General features: G+C 36.2%; 12 protein-coding genes. All 12 read right to left on the reverse strand.

The features are described from left to right. Positions 1-2,076: a DUF1302 domain-containing protein gene (locus tag GQS55_RS10750; RefSeq protein WP_159820483.1), complete on the reverse strand. Its 2,076-nt coding sequence runs from the start codon at positions 2,074-2,076 to the stop codon at positions 1-3. Between the two features lie 418 nt (positions 2,077-2,494). Further along, entirely contained in the window at positions 2,495-2,710 is a 216-nt protein-coding gene (locus GQS55_RS10755) for a DUF2835 domain-containing protein (RefSeq protein ID WP_159822773.1), read from the reverse strand. A 67-nt stretch (positions 2,711-2,777) separates the two neighbouring features. Further along, positions 2,778-5,363, reverse strand: coding sequence for an aminopeptidase N (pepN, locus tag GQS55_RS10760; RefSeq protein ID WP_159820485.1), 2,586 nt, complete (start codon positions 5,361-5,363; stop codon positions 2,778-2,780). A gap of 60 nt (positions 5,364-5,423) precedes the next feature. After that, the gene (gene nhaC / locus GQS55_RS10765; RefSeq protein WP_159820487.1) at positions 5,424-6,905 is read right to left on the reverse strand and encodes a Na+/H+ antiporter NhaC; all 1,482 of its coding nucleotides are present in this window, start codon (positions 6,903-6,905) and stop codon (positions 5,424-5,426) included. Positions 6,906-7,052: 147 nt separating this feature from the next. Next, positions 7,053-9,230, reverse strand: a complete 2,178-nt coding sequence (gene prc, locus GQS55_RS10770; RefSeq protein WP_159820489.1) for a carboxy terminal-processing peptidase — start codon at positions 9,228-9,230, stop codon at positions 7,053-7,055. A 67-nt stretch (positions 9,231-9,297) separates the two neighbouring features. Next, positions 9,298-9,978 carry an RNA chaperone ProQ gene (gene proQ / locus GQS55_RS10775; RefSeq protein ID WP_159820491.1) on the reverse strand — a complete coding sequence of 227 codons (681 nt, stop codon included), beginning with the start codon at positions 9,976-9,978 and terminating at the stop codon, positions 9,298-9,300. Between the two features lie 39 nt (positions 9,979-10,017). Next, positions 10,018-10,308 (reverse strand): hypothetical protein, encoded by a 291-nt coding sequence (locus tag GQS55_RS10780; protein ID WP_159820493.1) that lies wholly within the window; start codon positions 10,306-10,308, stop codon positions 10,018-10,020. Further along, positions 10,305-10,829 carry a GAF domain-containing protein gene (locus GQS55_RS10785; RefSeq protein WP_159820495.1) on the reverse strand — a complete coding sequence of 175 codons (525 nt, stop codon included), beginning with the start codon at positions 10,827-10,829 and terminating at the stop codon, positions 10,305-10,307. The genes GQS55_RS10780 and GQS55_RS10785 overlap by 4 nt, the downstream gene beginning before the upstream one ends. Before the next feature lie 70 nt (positions 10,830-10,899). Beyond that, positions 10,900-11,715: an SIMPL domain-containing protein gene (locus tag GQS55_RS10790; RefSeq protein WP_159820497.1), complete on the reverse strand. Its 816-nt coding sequence runs from the start codon at positions 11,713-11,715 to the stop codon at positions 10,900-10,902. A gap of 67 nt (positions 11,716-11,782) precedes the next feature. Next, the gene (locus GQS55_RS10795; RefSeq protein ID WP_159820499.1) at positions 11,783-12,463 is read right to left on the reverse strand and encodes a DUF2057 family protein; all 681 of its coding nucleotides are present in this window, start codon (positions 12,461-12,463) and stop codon (positions 11,783-11,785) included. 164 nt (positions 12,464-12,627) lie between these two features. After that, the gene (prpF, locus tag GQS55_RS10800) at positions 12,628-13,806 is read right to left on the reverse strand and encodes a 2-methylaconitate cis-trans isomerase PrpF (protein WP_159820501.1); all 1,179 of its coding nucleotides are present in this window, start codon (positions 13,804-13,806) and stop codon (positions 12,628-12,630) included. Positions 13,807-14,015: 209 nt separating this feature from the next. Continuing rightward, a complete protein-coding gene (gene acnD / locus GQS55_RS10805; RefSeq protein ID WP_159820503.1) occupies positions 14,016-16,619 on the reverse strand; it encodes a Fe/S-dependent 2-methylisocitrate dehydratase AcnD in 2,604 nt (867 codons plus the stop codon). Positions 16,620-16,699 lie beyond the last annotated feature (80 nt).

The following is a 16,699-nucleotide window of genomic DNA, read 5'->3' on the forward strand; positions in this document are numbered from 1 at the left end:
CTAAATTGAATAACTAATGCTAAGCGATACGTAATCACGATCTTCCATTTGGTTAGTCGTGCCAACACCATCGAAGAAGCTGTTATAGTTTATATCTGCTTTCCAGGTGCTTTGATAATCAAAAGTAAAACCAAGCGCTACAGATTTTCTATCTTCAATAAATAAAAATAATGGATCAGGCGTTATGCCCTTCACATCATGTGAAAAAACGATGCGAGGACTTACATTAACACCAGCAAAAACGTTGGTGTAATCAAGCTTACCTACCATTTTATAACCCCAAGCAAATGCAGTTGGAAATGGGTTTGTCTCTATACCATTTTGTAAACCTAACTCTAAGCCTGGTGCTGCAGCAACACCGCCGTTTCTCGACGTACCCGGACCATTCAAACGTAATACATCTTCATCAGGCATATCACTGATATTGATACCACCAATCTCAATTAAACCAACAAATTGGCTTGCACCTAACATTGGGCCAAATAAATGGGTGATAGTCATTTGAGCTTGAACAGTATCCGCTAAAATAAAGCCATCTGCCGTTACACCTGATGCATAAGGTAGACCCGTTGTAGTATCATTAAGTTGAGATACATTGTTTAAATCATCTCTTAAGCCAGCATTAAACAATTGTTGTGGCATTGCAGCAAAAAGTAATTCAACATCATCAATTTGTAGCGGTTCATCTTCACGATAACTAATTTCACCGGCAACCGCGGTATTTCCTAATGTAGTATTAAAACTCATTGCATACATTTTAATATCTTCAGGATAAGCAAGTTTTACGTGTGAAAAAGTACTAAGATCATAAAGGTTTTCTGTGGTGATTTGACTTGTGGCTATTTGTGCAAGATCAGCACCTATAGAGCCCGCACCAAAGTCAGCTGTTTGTCCTGAAAATAATGGACGACGACTATGGTAGTTTACATAATACAAACTTAATTCTGTTTCATTTAACTCAGGTAAATACCAAGATAAACGTAAACCATATTGACCACCATTTTCTGGTTGCCATTCAGCTGTTTTACCTGGCGAACGAAGCGTTACTTTAGTTGGGTAAGCTAAGTAAGCCTGAGCAGCAGATGCACTGTCTATTGAACCTGATCTTAATAAATCACCAAGTTGATTTAAACCAGCCATTAACGTATTAACATCAATATCAGGGTTTCCAGAGAACCCTAATTGTACATTGTTATTATCGCCGCCATCACCAGCAAAATCATTTGTAGAAAAATAACTGCCCGGTGGTGGTAAAATAGTTTTTTCCCAAGAGTATTGATAAAAGGCTTCAATATTAAAGTTTTCTGTAATACCTATAGATCCCCACACTGCACCAAATGGAATAAAAGCTTCTTTTAACTCAGCTCCTGGTGCTCTTAAGCGCGAAATATCTACCGGGTTAATTTCACTAATACCATGACCAATAAGGGTACTTTCACCCCAACTAATCACTTGTTGTCCAACACGAACAGAAAATGGCATATCGCCTATGTCAAAGTTACCGTAAACATAAGCATCAAGTATACGTACATCAGCACACACTTGTTTTTTAGCTTCGCTGTCATTACACGGATCATTAGCTTGACCACTAATTTGGTTGGTCCAATCTCTGTCGCTATCCATCATGGCAAAATCGTAATAATACATACCACGTACGAATACGCCCATACCATCATAATGAATATCTAACTCGTGTGTCCCTTTAAGGATTTGTGAAAATGATTCTCCAGCATCGTAATTTAAATTACCATTATCACCATTCGCAGAATAACCACCCTGACCTTGCCAGATGGTTTCTTTAGTTGGATTGGCATTAAATACCGCATTGTATTGACTGAAATCAAGACCGTTATTAGGATTGTTCGCGATCGCGACGTTATCATTCCAATTTCGGTTCTCAGTTCTCCAGCTGCTACCAGCACTGAAAGTAGAATCAAAATTAACTTCTACATCACCAAATTCCCATCTGGCCGCCTGTGCACTATTTAGACTTGTACCTAAAAGTGTCATTGAAAGTGCTGCAGCAATACCAACTGCTATTGGTTTTTTAGAAAACCTGCGAGGGTTATTTTTCATATTCTGTTTCTCCCCTGAAGCGAATCAAATAATTTAAAATCTTACTTTTCTAGCTAATACTTAAAAAGTAGATATTTACCAAAACTTAAAATCGTTATTTATTTTTATTTATTAACTACAAATGTGAAGATTAATACACAATTTGATAGTTAGCCAATAATTGCATCATTTTCATTAGGTAGCAAGTGTAAAAACAATAGTTAAATGGCTGTAATATAATGATTTGCAGATAGTTATATCACATAAACTATCAGACGTTTAAAACATTCGTTTGAAAAATAAAAATACCCATGGAATATATTATAACTAAGTTAATGAAATAACGGTTGTTTCTATACAAATATCAGATCAAACAAGTCGCCCAATGGTCTGACCTCTGTTTAAAGCTATTGCTCTATTGGGTTGAAAATAATTATTTTTATGATAATTTTTTTAAAGATAAAAATTTATTATTTTGCGTTTCTAAGCAAAATTGGCCATAAACTCCATTACTTGTTAAATGATTCCGCAAATGCATCGCTGGAAATTTAACCTTTGTCCCTAAATTAGTAGTCACGACTATTGACAAAATTTCTCCACGGTAATAAGGAAAAAATTCTTCTGTAGATATGTTTAATGAAAAGTAGTACTTCATGCTATGTTCATTCTTTAAAAATATAGACTGATGCACGCATAAATACCACACCAGTCTATGATTGAGCTTACATTGTTAGTGATGCATCTAATTTTTCTTTTAAGTCATTAGACAGATGAGGCAGCGCCTGTAATTTAATTAATTGAGCCTTCATTAGTTCTTTATGTGGCTGGGCAAAACTATTAAATTGAATAAGCGGTGTTATTAACCTAGATGCTACCTGTGGGTTAATGGCATTAAGTGCAGCAATTTTATCTGCAAGAAATTTATATCCCTTACCTGAGGTACAATGAAAATATTTTGGATTATTCATCGCAAAAGCACCAATTAATGATCTCGCTCTATTGGGGTTTTTCAATGTAAAAAGTTTATGTTCTGTTAAATTGGTCAACTGAGTAAAAATATCTTCACTAGCAAGACTAACAGATAATGAGAACCATTTATCCATAACTAAAGATGTATCTTGCCACTTATCTTCAAAAGCTTTCATTTGCGCCGAAAAGCCTGCTAAATTGTATTTTGCACTACAGCTTAATGCAGCAAGTGAATCGGTCATATTATCTGATTCATTAAATTGTTCATCAACTAAAGCAGCGTGTTGTTCTAAAGAGGCTAAGTAATGTAAACAAATATTTTTTAATGCTTTATTCGCAGTAACTTCTGCTTCAGATAAACCTGCTTTCTGTAACAGTGCCTGACAATCACGTAACTTTTGCAATAAAGGTTTTTCTATTCCTTTTGCAATAAATAAAGAAAGTTTTTGTAATGCACTAACTAAACTAACAGGGTCAACCTGGTCAATTATATCGGCGGCCTCATCAAAGCTAGGTAGCATCAACTGTTCAGCAATAAAAGCTGCATCATCGTTCGAGTTCAATAGTTCGGTAAAACAGGTTAAAAGCTGGGTGGGAATAACAAATTCAGGTATTAACGTTAGCGATTTAATGTAAGACATTAATAACTTTTGCCCTGCATCCCAACGACAAAAACTATTATTTGCGTTAGAAATAATGGTAAATAAATCATTATCATCTTGAGCGAAATTAACTTTAACGGGTGCACTAAAATCAGCTAATAATGCAATAGTTGGTTTAGTTTTAAAGCCTTTAAACTGCCAAGTTTGATCATCACCTGTTAATTCAACCATATGTTCTTGAACCGTTATTTTGCCATTATCATTAACAATTAGTTCCATTTTTATAGGAATATGTAGTGCTTGAGGTGCAACTTGCTTAGTGGTAATAGGTGATTGCTGTGCTAATGTTAAACTGTAAACGCCCGTGTCATCAAAGTGTTCACTTACTCTAATAGAAGGCGTGCCTGATTGGCTATACCAAAGCTTAAATTGTGACAGATCTTTATTTGAGGCATCACTCATGGCATTGATGAAGTCGTCACAAGTAACCGCCATTCCATCAAAACGTTTAAAGTAGAGATCCATACCCAATCTAAAGTTGTCCTTACCTAATAAGGTATGGAGCATACGAATAACTTCAGCACCTTTTTCGTACACAGTTAAGGTGTAAAAATTATTCATCTCCAATACTTTTTCTGGACGAATAGGATGTGCCATTGGTCCAGCATCTTCAGAAAACTGTTGTGATCGTAATACTCGTACATTTTGAATACGTGTTACTGCACTTGAATGCATATCAGCACTAAATTGTTGATCACGAAAAACCGTTAAGCCTTCTTTTAAACTAAGTTGAAACCAATCTCGACAAGTAACTCGGTTCCCGGTCCAGTTATGAAAATATTCATGTGCTATAACCGCTTCAATATTGAAATAATCGCTGTCAGTCGCGCAATCTTTATCAGCCAAAACATATTTACTATTAAAAACATTTAAACCTTTATTTTCCATGGCGCCCATATTGAAGAAATCAACGGCAACAATCATGTAAATATCAAGATCATATTCTAATCCAAATGTTTGTTCGTCCCATTCCATAGATTTTTTTAACGAGGCCATTGCATGTTCAGATTTATGCAAATTACCTTTATCTACGAATATCTCTAAAGAAACATTGCGGCCTGAACAAGTCGTAAAATTATCAGATAGCAAATCAAAATCTCCCGCTACCAATGCAAACAAGTAGCAAGGTTTTGGGAAGGGATCATGCCAAGTAACAAAGTGTTTATTGTTGTCTAAGTTACCCTGTTCAATTTTATTACCATTAGACAATAGGTAAGGATATAGTGATTTATCCGCAATAACTTTTGTCGTAAAAATAGCCATCACATCGGGTCTGTCTAAATAATAACTAATACGACGAAAACCTTCAGCCTCACATTGGGTGCAGAACGCATCACCTGATTTAAATAAACCTTCTAAAGAAGTATTTTCAACAGGGTTGATACGAGTAACAACAGTCAGTTTAAAGTTATTTTCTAAGGTAGTTAAAGATAAACTATTATCTACTAACTGATAATGCTCTGTAGATAGCTGTTCATCGTTAATATAAAGAGCTATTAACGTAAGTTGTTCGCCGTTTAATACAAGTGCTTCTTGGTGATCTCCTTGACGAGAAACAGCCATTTCATTAATAACTCTGGTACTTGTATCGTCAAGTTCAACGGTTAAATTAACCGTTTCTATTTTGAATGGAGATGGGCGGTAATCCGCTAAGAAATGTGCAGTAGTTTGAGACATAAATGATCCAAATATCTGATAAAAACAAACCTACCTTATCAAAGGTAGGTTGAAAAATAGTTATACACTTTCATCTAACTTTTTAATTTTAAACCCTGTATAAGCATATATAACAGCAATAACTGGATTTATTAGGTTAAAAAAACAATAAAATATGTAGTCATAAGAAGTGAGAGCAAGTGCGCCAAACATAAATGCGCCACAAGTATTCCAAGGAATTAAAGGAGAAGTAATGGTACCTGAATCTTCCAGTGTTCTACTGAGTACCGTAGGATGAAGTCCACGACGATGATATTCTTCTTTAAACATTCTACCAGGCATCACAATAGCCATGTATTGATCGGCTGTGATTAAGTTAGTACCAATACACGTTGCCATTGTACTCGTAATTAAACTACCAACTGATTTAGCCGTTTTTAAAATCGTTTCAACAAATTTAGCTAACATACCAAGGCGCTCTAACACTGCACCAAAACTTAAAGCACACATAACTAACCAAATAGTATTTAACATACTAGACATGCCGCCACGGCTTAGTAATTTATCAATTTCGCCATTGCCAGTGTTAACTACTATTCCATCAAAAAAAGCAGTCCAAATAATGGTTATATAGGCAGTAGAATTTGAAATACCTTTTTCTGCCATCGACAGAATTAACTCTTGTTGAAAAATTCCTGACCAAATAGCACCAATAATGGCACCTATTGCAACGGCTGGAAATGCTGGCATTTTTTTGAAAGCTAACACTAACAAAATAAGTAAAGGGATTAAATTATATACAGAGATATTATAGGTTTGGTCTAAGGTAGAGGTTAATTTTTGAATAGCATCTGTACTCTCTACATTTCCTGAAGAATGATTAAAACCAATAATTAAAAACAAAATTAAAGCAATTACAATGGAAGGAATTGTCGTCCACAACATATAACGTATATGATCAAATAACTCACTACCGGCTACTGCGGGAGCTAAGTTAGTTGTTTCTGACAGTGGTGATAATTTATCGCCAAAATAAGCACCCGAGATAACAGCACCTGCGGTAACCGCAGTAGACATTTCAAAGCCATTTGAAATGCCAATAAAAGCGACACCGACTGTGGCAGCCGTCGTCCAAGAGCTACCTATACTCATTGCAACAATACCACAAACAAGACAACAAGCAGCATAAAACCAGCTTGGATCGATAATTTGTAATCCATAATAAATCATTGTTGGTACAGTGCCTGAAAGTAACCAGGTTCCGATAAGTGCGCCAACGGTTAAGAGAATTAAGATTGCTCCTAATGAAATAGAAATACCTTTAACTATCGCTTCTTCAATTTCACCCCACTGATGCCCATTTTTTAGGCCAATAAGAATAGCAATCCCCATAGATAGCAATAGTGCTATTTGATTTGGGCCAAAGGAGGAGTTATCTGCAAAATAAGATACTGAAGCGGTAAGCATAATCACCAAAGCGATTAAAGGAATAACAGAGTCCAACATAGTGGGTTCTTTGCTATCTATTGGCGATTGATTTTCTTGTGGTACTTGATTTGACATATTATGAAATAACCTTTTATGTTCGTTTTTATTATTTTTTATGTATGCTCTATATTTTGATTATTTATTCACTTTAAATAAATATAAATACCTTATCCCTAAGGCAAGAAAGCCGCCCTTAGGGCGGCTTTCTTAATTCTATCTTTTCTATTTTTTAGCTATTTTACTTAAATTGACAAAGTCAAAGGTAATACGCGCCGTTTCATCAAGAAATGGGTCTAGCTCATCTAAGTCATCAGGTAAATCATCTAAGTCTTTAACTGGCTCTTTACCCATCCTAACTAGTCGTTCATTATTCCTAATAAGTCGATCATTTTTACGCTCTTCACGTTTATTTTTACGTTTTTCTAAATTCAATGAAATAGTTTTATCATCTTTTTCAGCTTTATACGTTTCAATATCTTCCAGCAAATAGTTAAATTCACTATTATCCTTAATTCTATTTTGGTATGACGAGGTTAAATAAGTAACATCTTTCGTCACATCATGTAGTTTAGAATATTGAGCTTTATCAATCTGATCCCATGGTAGCGCGTTTTCTTCTTTACTTTCGCCCCACTCTTCAGGATTTACCGCAGTTGGAAAAGCGATATCAGGTAGAACGCCCCGGTGCTGTGTGCTGCCACCATTAATTCTATAAAATTTTGCGATAGTGTATTGGATACTACCTAATGGATTTTCGTATAAGTCATATACACGACCTAAACCACGGTGCTGCTGTACAGTACCTTTTCCAAAGGTATGCTCGCCTACAATCACTCCACGGCCATAATCTTGTATAGCAGCCGCAAAAATTTCAGAAGCAGATGCGCTATATCTATCAACCATTACAGTGAGTGGCCCGTCATAATAACTAATTCCATCTTTATCACGATGGACATCAACACGATTAGCACCATTTCTTATTTGAACAACAGGACCTTTATCAATAAACAAGCCCGTTAATAATGTTGCTTCTGGTAAAGAGCCGCCACCATTACCACGTAAATCAATAATGATACCTTGCACGTCTTGTTCTTTTAACTTCTCAATTTCTTTTTTTACATCGCTTGATAAGTTGTTATAAAAACTAGGAATTGTAATTACTCCTAATTTCTCACCCTCTTTAACATGTTCAATTTTAGGGATAACTTTCGCTTTAACTTTCTCTGCTTCAGCGTTGTCAACATCTTCATTATCAACTTCAGCTTTTTCAATACCGCTGCCTTTGAAATAAATTTCAGATTTAGCCGCTTTGTTTTCTAATTTAATTTTATCTCTAACGATAGTGACTTCTTTTACTTCAGATATATCATCTGACTCACCAGATAAAACCTGAAGTCTAACAGTAGTCCCTTTAGGTCCTTTAATTTTCTCAACTACATCATCTAAACGCCAACCGATAACATCTTCAAAATCTTTATCGGCTTGTGCTACGCCAACAATACGATCTTTTGGTTTTAAGGCTTTAGATGAGTCAGCAGGACCGCCACTTACTACACTTTGAATAACAGTATAATCTTCTTCTGCACGTAAAACTGCACCAATACCTTCAAGTGATAAATTCATTTCCATTTGAAAACGTTCAGCATTACGAGGAGATAAATATGAAGTATGTGGCTCTACAACACGAGCAAAGCTATTCATAAGAAGTTGAAAAACATCCTCACTTTCACTTTGTTTAATGCGTTTTATTGCATATTTGTAACGTTTGGTAAGTACTTTTTGTGTATCTGGCCACTCTTTACCTGCTAGTAACAAGTTCAATACGTCTGACTTAACCTTGATTCGCCATAGTTCATCTAGTTCAGCGGTAGAAGTTGGCCAAGCAGCTTCTTCACGATCATAAGCGTAAACATCATCTTTATTAAAATCAAAAGGTGATTTTTGAGCTTTCTCATCGTCCGAATCAACAGCAACTCCTTCAGAGTTAATTAAATCAAGGGCATATTGATAACGCTCTAAACGACGTTGCATATTTAAATTATAAATATCATAAGCAGCGGATAACTGTCCACGAGCAAATACATCATCGAAATCTAAACTCTGTTTTTGAAGTTCTGTAATATCAGATGCTAAAAAAACATTCCTAGAGTAATCAAGTTGTTTAATAAAACGATCGAAAACATCTTGAGAAAGAGCTTCATCAATTTTTACTTTCTTGTAATGGCCTCGCGTAAACCTTGCCGTAATACGTTTTGTTGCGGTAACATGCTGAGATTCAGGTGCAAGTACCGGCAGTGTTAATTCTTTAGCTGTATCTTCAAATGCAAAAGCACTATAGCTACCTATTGAAAAACTTACCGATAAAGATACGGCAAGTGCTATACGACAAAATTTTTGCATGCACATTACTCCAAACTATAATTAACCAAACTATGACTAATATTCAAACTAAATAACCAAGATTTGATTACGAATATATATTTTGCATTTGTGTTTTAATGGTCATGCCTGAGTCAAGTTGAACACTAATATCTTTCCCTGCAATTTCAGTAATAGTTGCATTCATAGGCGAATTACCTAGTTGAACTTTTACTTTGTTACCTACCTTTATTGTAGCTGAATCTACTTTTTTCAATGGTGGTAATTCTTTTTTTACTTCTTTGCGTTTAGCTGATTTAACTGACTTAAATTTAGCTGAATCACGCTTTGTATCATCAGAAGCTTTATCATTACTTTTAAATGAGCTAGCTTTTGCTGAATTAGTTTTAGGAGCTCTTTTATCACCTTGATCTTTTTTATTAGATGTAGGTGTTTTACCAAACTTTTCTTGGCTTTCTTTTAATGTTTTGCTCGCATAATTTGCTTGCTCTTCATCAATTTCAGCAACGTCCTTTCCATCAATATCAACACGGAAAGCACCGGTTTTTATCGCTTTAAGATAACGCCAACTACTCGTGTAATGTCTTAATGCTTGACGTAAACGAGTTTTGCTAACCGTTTCATCATCACTTAGCTTTTCAGCTAAATCTTGGAATATCCCCACTTTTAATGGTTTTACTGGACCTTTAATAGAAAAACATTCTGGAAATTTTTCTGTTAAATAGGTAATGATATCTTTAGTGCTTATACGTTTAATTTCAGTTTCCATAAATACAACTTTTATACAGTTTCAGTTAAATAGTTTAAATTAATAATCTTGTGTTTGTAGGTGCTGGTCTCGATTCTCTAAGATATTACGACACCAATCATAAATATCATCAGATTCTACATCAGGTAATTCATCTTGCCCAATCCAGTAATCCCATATTAAAGCCAATAGCTGCTCTAATACTTCAGTCTCTATATCTTCTTCTGCTAAGTCATAGAATGTATGGTAAATTTCATTGATTTTCTCAACAGCCATCTCTTCTTGACCATCCCAGTCACCGACAATTTCCTCAGTGACTAGATAGTCATGTATAACTACAAATTCTTTCATCGTGTTACTTTTTCATCACAGGCTAATAAAGATTGCTCAAATACTTTTACTATCGCTTCTAAACCATTTTGGTCTTCTTGGTCAAAACGATCAAAGCCAGTACTGTCTATGTCCAAAACCGCTATTATATCACCGTTAACTTGAACTGGAATAACAATTTCAGAATTCGTCGTTGCATCGCAAGCAATATGACCATCAAATTGATGAACATCTTTAATACGTTGCGTCACTTTTGTTTGTGCTGCAGTGCCACAAACACCCGTTCCAATTGGAATTCGAATACAGGCAACTTTACCTTGGAATGGACCTAAGACAAGCTGTTCATCAATCACACGATAAAACCCAAGCCAATTAACTTGATCTAACGCATCAAAGAGTAAAGCAGATATATTTGCCATGTTGGCGATAGGGTCTATTTCATCACAAATTAACGATTTAGTTTGCGCTAATAGTTCCTGGTAAAACTCAATTTTATTAACCAATGATATTTTCCAAAGATTTAAAGAGGGCTTAAAAGGCATAACATACCTTGAAAGCCACATAAATTAAAGCTTTTATCTATCGGAAGCTTTAATTTAACTAAATAATTAACTAATCTATGGAGTATTTAACTAAAACGCTCGCATTAATTGCTTGATTACCTACTTGTGAGCTATGTTCGAAAGAATCACTCATTTTCATTGAAGCATTATAGACGGGTCTATAATGATTATTACTTGTCTCTTGAACATAAATCAATTTCCCTAACGGTTGTTCAGTTTGTTTAGCAATTTGTACTGCTTTTGCTTTTGCTTGGTCAATCGCTAATGATAAAGCCTGCTGATAATATTTATCACTATTTCCGATAGACATACTCAAAGGTGATATTCGATGTACACCAATTTTAATAATCGAATTTAAAAACTGGTCATAATCTTTAATATCTGAAAAATTAATCGTAATATTTCTACTCAACTCAAAATACTGAGGTTTAGTAGTGGTAAAATTGTTAGACGAGTTGGTATCAATGGTTAATTTACTTTTTTGATGATTTGGTAGTGTTTGTATAACTTCAACGCCCTGAAGGTTAACACCAACCTCTTCTTTAATAACACGTAAAGAAACTCTGGCTGAATTTATATTACCTGATTTGATACCTAGATTTGTTGCAACATCGACTACTTGATTGCTTTTATGATCAACAATAGCTCGGATTTTATCAGTGAAGTGCCCTTTTTCGATTATCGATACGGATAAAGAAAACACATCAGGCTCTGCCAATACACTACCTTGCCCTCTTACTTCTATCCCTGAGGCTTGAGTATTTGCGAAGCTTTGTTGAGGTAAGGTAAAAAGAAGAATTGCACTCATAGCAATCCCACGGGTAACAACTGCACTGGTAAAAGGTATTGTTAACGATTTAAACATTTTTTATCCTACTGTTGCCGAACATAAATTTACAGTGTTCAGCATAAATTAAAATATGATAGGAAAATCATTCGTTGCTATTCATGTATTGCGTAAAATGATTTCGTTCTTCATCTGAAGCATTTTGCCACCAATATTTTAACATAGTCAATGAATTAACTTGTATCAAAGTGTTACTAGCGCGATTAACGACAGTAGTTGTATCGCTTACTTGGGTAATAGGTTTCGCTACTACACTATTTTTTACTACTGCTGGCACTGTATTATTTTGAGTACTTTGTTTTGCTACATAGGAATTGACCGCTAAATTAACCTGTTGCGCTATTCGATAGTCGTCTATATTTTCTAATGTAATATTTAAGCGTTGATTTTTTTCATCTTTTAATATCAATTCAGGCGATTGAGAAAAAGACTCTGCTTGGGCTAAATTTTTGATGGCGACAGTAGCAAGTTTAAGTTCACTCTCTTCTTTAACAACAAGATTAACAACAAAGTCTTTTGATTTAACCACTCTATTTTCAGCAAAATCTAAATCTTCAAATACATCTTTATAATACATGATCAGCGTATAATTACCGGAATTAAGTTCAAAGGTAGATTTTTTATTAAGTAAGCCGTGTTCAACTGCTTTATTATCAATTTCAGAGACGATAAGGTTATCTGAAATAGTCAATGTTGTCGCTGACAAGTTCATTGAAACCGCTGATGTAAATAAAACACAACCGAGTGTGTAAATAAGCCTAGTCATAATAAAAGTCCTTAAATCATTAATATAAGTTCTTTTATAAACGGACTAAGCGATAATGCAAAGTAATATTTCACGTAACTAGGCTAAAGTACTAGATTAATGATTATAATTACCATTATCTTCAGTACGTTAATTAGCTCTGCACAATAAAGTAATCTTTAGCTTTAAAAACTGTCCCCAGGAATTCGTACCCAACCTTCCATAAGTACCCTAGCACTTCGACTCATGATGGCTTTTGTTACTTGCCATTTACCGTCAACTTCAATCGCTTGGGCACCCACTTTTAAAGTGCCTGATGGATGACCAAAAATAACTGATTCACGCTTACCGCCACCCGCAGCTAAATTAACTAAAGTACCAGGTATTGCGCCTGCTGTACCAATAGCAACAGCAGCAGTTCCCATCATTGCATGATGTAATTTACCCATAGATAAGGCACGAACATGTAAATCTATTTCTGTCGCACTCACTTGTTTAGCACTTGAGGTCGTATAATCTTGCGCCTTTGAGACAAAAGCAACCTTTGGCGTATGTTGACGATCTTTGGCCTCTGAAATATCGTTAATTAACCCCATTTTAATCGCACCATACGCACGAATAATCTCAAAGCGTTCTAGTGCTGCCTCATCATTATTTATCGCGTCTTGTAATTCGGTACCGGTATAACCGATTTCATCTGCATTTAAAAATATGGTCGGGATTCCAGCAGTGATCATGGATGCGGTAAATGTACCAACACCAGGAACCTCTAGCTGGTCAACAACATTACCCGTTGGAAACATCGCTTCAGAAGGGTCAACAGGTGCTAAAAACTCTACTGGTACTTCAGCTGCCGGAAAAGTCACGCCATCTAGTTCAAAATCACCTGTTTCCTGTACTTCACCATTAGTCATAGGCACTTTAGCGATAATAGTTTTTGAAATGTTTTTTTGCCAAATACGTACTGTACAGATACCATTTTTTGGTACACGTTCAGGATCAACTAACCCAGACATAATGGCAAATGAACCAACCGCGGCGGTTAAATTGCCACAATTACCAGACCAATCAACGAATGCCTTATCGATAGCTACTTGCCCAAATAAGTAATCAACATCATGATCTATATCACTACTTTTTGCCAAAATAACTGTTTTGCTGGTTGAGGATGTAGCGCCCCCCATGCCATCAGTTTGTTTGCCGTATGGATCTGGACTACCAATAACACGCAATAGCATATTGTCACGAGGTTCACCTGCAACCTGGCAACGTTCTGGTAAATCCGTTAAATTAAAAAAGACACCTTTAGACGTGCCACCACGAATATACGTAGTAGGAATTTTTACTTGAGGAACTGAAGACATTATTTTACCTTTTGCTATTTAACTTATTTATGAAAAAATGGCACATTATTTTTTAGAACCTATGTACCATTTTCATTAAACTCAACATACTGAATCAATTTGATACAAGCAGTTTTCTAGTCTTACTCTTAGCGTTGACTAAAGGCAGAAGTATTAAATTGACCAACATCAATAAACATTTCCAGCCTGCAAGAAGACTATAAAAGCGATTAAGTATTTGATTCTAAGAAGTCATTGGCAAATTTCTGTAATACCCCACCAGCGGCATAAACCGACACTTCTTCTGCTGTATCTAAACGACATTTAACCGGTATATTAACAACTTCGCCGTTACGACGTGTCATCACAACTGTCATGGTTGCGCCAGGAGCTGTTGAGCCCTCAACATCATAGGTTTCAGTACCATCAATACCATAAGTATGACGTGTTTCACCCTGAGTAAACTCTAAAGGTAATACCCCCATACCAACTAAGTTAGTACGATGTATACGCTCGAAGCCTTCAGAAACAATAACTTCAACACCCGCTAAGCGCACACCTTTTGCAGCCCAATCACGTGAAGAGCCTTGACCATAGTCAGCTCCGGCAATAATAATTAATGGCTGCTTGCGCTCCATGTAGGTTTCTATCGCTTCCCACATCCGTGATTCAGTGCCTTCTGGCTCAATACGGGCTAAAGAGCCTTGTTTTACTTCACCGTTATCGTCTTTACACATTTCATTGTAAAGTTTTGGGTTAGCAAAAGTTGCACGTTGAGCCGTTAAATGATCGCCCCGATGCGTTGCGTATGAGTTAAAGTCTGCTTCAGGTAACCCCATTTTATGTAAGTAAGCCCCTGCTGCACTGTTTAACTGGATAGCATTTGATGGTGATAAATGATCCGTTGTGATGTTATCGCCAAGCACAGCTAGTGGAACCATACCTTTCATCGTACGTTTACCTGCTAATGCTCCTTCCCAATAAGGTGGACGACGAATATAAGTACTGGTTTCATCCCACGCATATAATGGACTTTCGGCAGGTTCAAACGCACCCAAATCAAACATAGGCGTGTAAATTTTCTTAAATTGCTCAGGTTTAACACAAGAAGCCACAATTGAATCAATTTCTTCATCTGATGGCCAGATATCTTTTAAAGTAATATCGTTACCGTTTTGATCTTGACCTAACACGTCTCTTTCAATATCAAAACGAATTGTACCCGCAATCGCATAAGCAACAACTAATGGTGGCGATGCTAAAAAGGCTTGTTTAGCGTACGGATGAATTCGACCATCAAAGTTACGGTTACCTGATAATACAGCGGTAGAATATAAATCACGGTCGATAATTTCTTGCTGTATTTTAGGGTCTAAGGCCCCTGACATACCATTACACGTAGTACATGCGTAACCAACAATACCAAAACCTAATTTTTCCATCTCAGAAAGAAGCCCTGCTTCCTCTAAATAAAGTTTGGCAACTTTTGAACCCGGTGCAAATGACGATTTAACCCAAGGCTTACGTATTAAACCTAATTCATTCGCGCGTTTAGCAATAAGACCTGCAGCAACAACGTTACGAGGATTAGATGTATTAGTACACGAAGTGATTGCCGCAATAATTACCGCACCATCAGGCATTTCACCATTAGCTTCTTGCGCTTTACAAGCATCTAAATTTTTAGCTATATCTTTCGACACTAAGTCGGCCGTAGCTAAACGACGATGTGGATTAGAAGGCCCTGCTAAATTACGAGTAACTGTAGATAAATCAAATTCGATAACACGTGGGTATTCTGCTTCAAGTAAATCATCAGCCCATAAACCAGTATGTTTAGCGTAATTTTCAACTAATGCGACTTGTTCGGGCTCTCGACCGGTCATTTTTAAGTAATCAATGGTTTGTTCGTCAATATAGAACATACCAGCAGACGCACCATATTCTGGTGTCATATTTGAAATTGTTGCACGGTCACCAATAGTTAATAATTTAGTACCTTCACCAAAAAATTCTAAGTAACTAGAAACAACTTTCTGATTACGTAAAAATTCAGTAATTGCCAATACCATATCAGTAGCGGTAATACCTGGATGACGTTTACCTGTTAACTTAACACCAATAATATCCGGTAGACGCATCATCGATGGGCGGCCAAGCATAACAGTTTCAGCTTCTAAACCACCAACACCAATAGCAATAACACCTAAGGCATCAATATGTGGCGTATGTGAATCGGTACCTACACACGTATCAGGGAAAGCAACACCGTCACGGGATTGAATCACTGGTGACATTTTCTCTAAGTTAATTTGATGCATAATACCGTTGCCGGCAGGGATAACATCAACGTTTTTAAACGCTGTTTTAGTCCACTCAATGAAATGAAAACGTTGTTCATTACGACGATCTTCAATCGACCGGTTTTTATCAAAGGCTTCAGGATCAAAACCTGCTGATTCTACGGCAAGCGAGTGATCAACAATTAACTGAGTTGGTACAATCGGGTTTACTTTGGCGGGATCACCACCTTGCTCAGCAATAGCGTCTCGAAGGCCAGCTAAATCAACTAAAGCTGTTTGGCCTAAAATATCATGACAAACTACTCGAGCAGGATACCAAGGAAAGTCTAAATCCTGTTTTCCTTCGATAATTTGCTTTAATGAGTCTGTTAATGCCTCAGGAGCACAACGACGTACTAGTTGTTCAGCTAATACACGTGAAGTGTAAGGTAATTTAGCGTAAGCGCCGGGTTTAATTGTTTCGACAGCTTCACGAGTATCGAAAAAATCTATATTCCCACCTGGTAGTGGTTTGCGGTAATCATAATTCATAACTTAATCCACAATATTTTGTAAAAATAAAGGTATTAACTCTAAGAGCAAATACCTTTTTATTATTTATCTCTCTCAAT

Source organism: Colwellia sp. 20A7 (genome assembly GCF_009832865.1).
In the GTDB taxonomy this organism is placed as follows: Bacteria; Pseudomonadota; Gammaproteobacteria; order Enterobacterales; family Alteromonadaceae; genus Colwellia.

Coding starts and splice junctions, on each gene's coding strand:
- GQS55_RS10795 (WP_159820499.1), bottom strand. CDS start 12,463: ATGACTAGGCTTATTTACACACTCGGTTGTGTTTTATTTACATCAGCG.
- prpF (WP_159820501.1), bottom strand. CDS start 13,806: ATGTCTTCAGTTCCTCAAGTAAAAATTCCTACTACGTATATTCGTGGT.
- GQS55_RS10790 (WP_159820497.1), bottom strand. CDS start 11,715: ATGTTTAAATCGTTAACAATACCTTTTACCAGTGCAGTTGTTACCCGT.
- GQS55_RS10750 (WP_159820483.1), bottom strand. CDS start 2,076: ATGAAAAATAACCCTCGCAGGTTTTCTAAAAAACCAATAGCAGTTGGT.
- acnD (WP_159820503.1), bottom strand. CDS start 16,619: ATGAATTATGATTACCGCAAACCACTACCAGGTGGGAATATAGATTTT.
- GQS55_RS10780 (WP_159820493.1), bottom strand. CDS start 10,308: ATGAAAGAATTTGTAGTTATACATGACTATCTAGTCACTGAGGAAATT.
- pepN (WP_159820485.1), bottom strand. CDS start 5,363: ATGTCTCAAACTACTGCACATTTCTTAGCGGATTACCGCCCATCTCCA.
- nhaC (WP_159820487.1), bottom strand. CDS start 6,905: ATGTCAAATCAAGTACCACAAGAAAATCAATCGCCAATAGATAGCAAA.
- prc (WP_159820489.1), bottom strand. CDS start 9,230: ATGCAAAAATTTTGTCGTATAGCACTTGCCGTATCTTTATCGGTAAGT.
- GQS55_RS10755 (WP_159822773.1), bottom strand. CDS start 2,710: ATGAAGTACTACTTTTCATTAAACATATCTACAGAAGAATTTTTTCCT.
- GQS55_RS10785 (WP_159820495.1), bottom strand. CDS start 10,829: ATGCCTTTTAAGCCCTCTTTAAATCTTTGGAAAATATCATTGGTTAAT.
- proQ (WP_159820491.1), bottom strand. CDS start 9,978: ATGGAAACTGAAATTAAACGTATAAGCACTAAAGATATCATTACCTAT.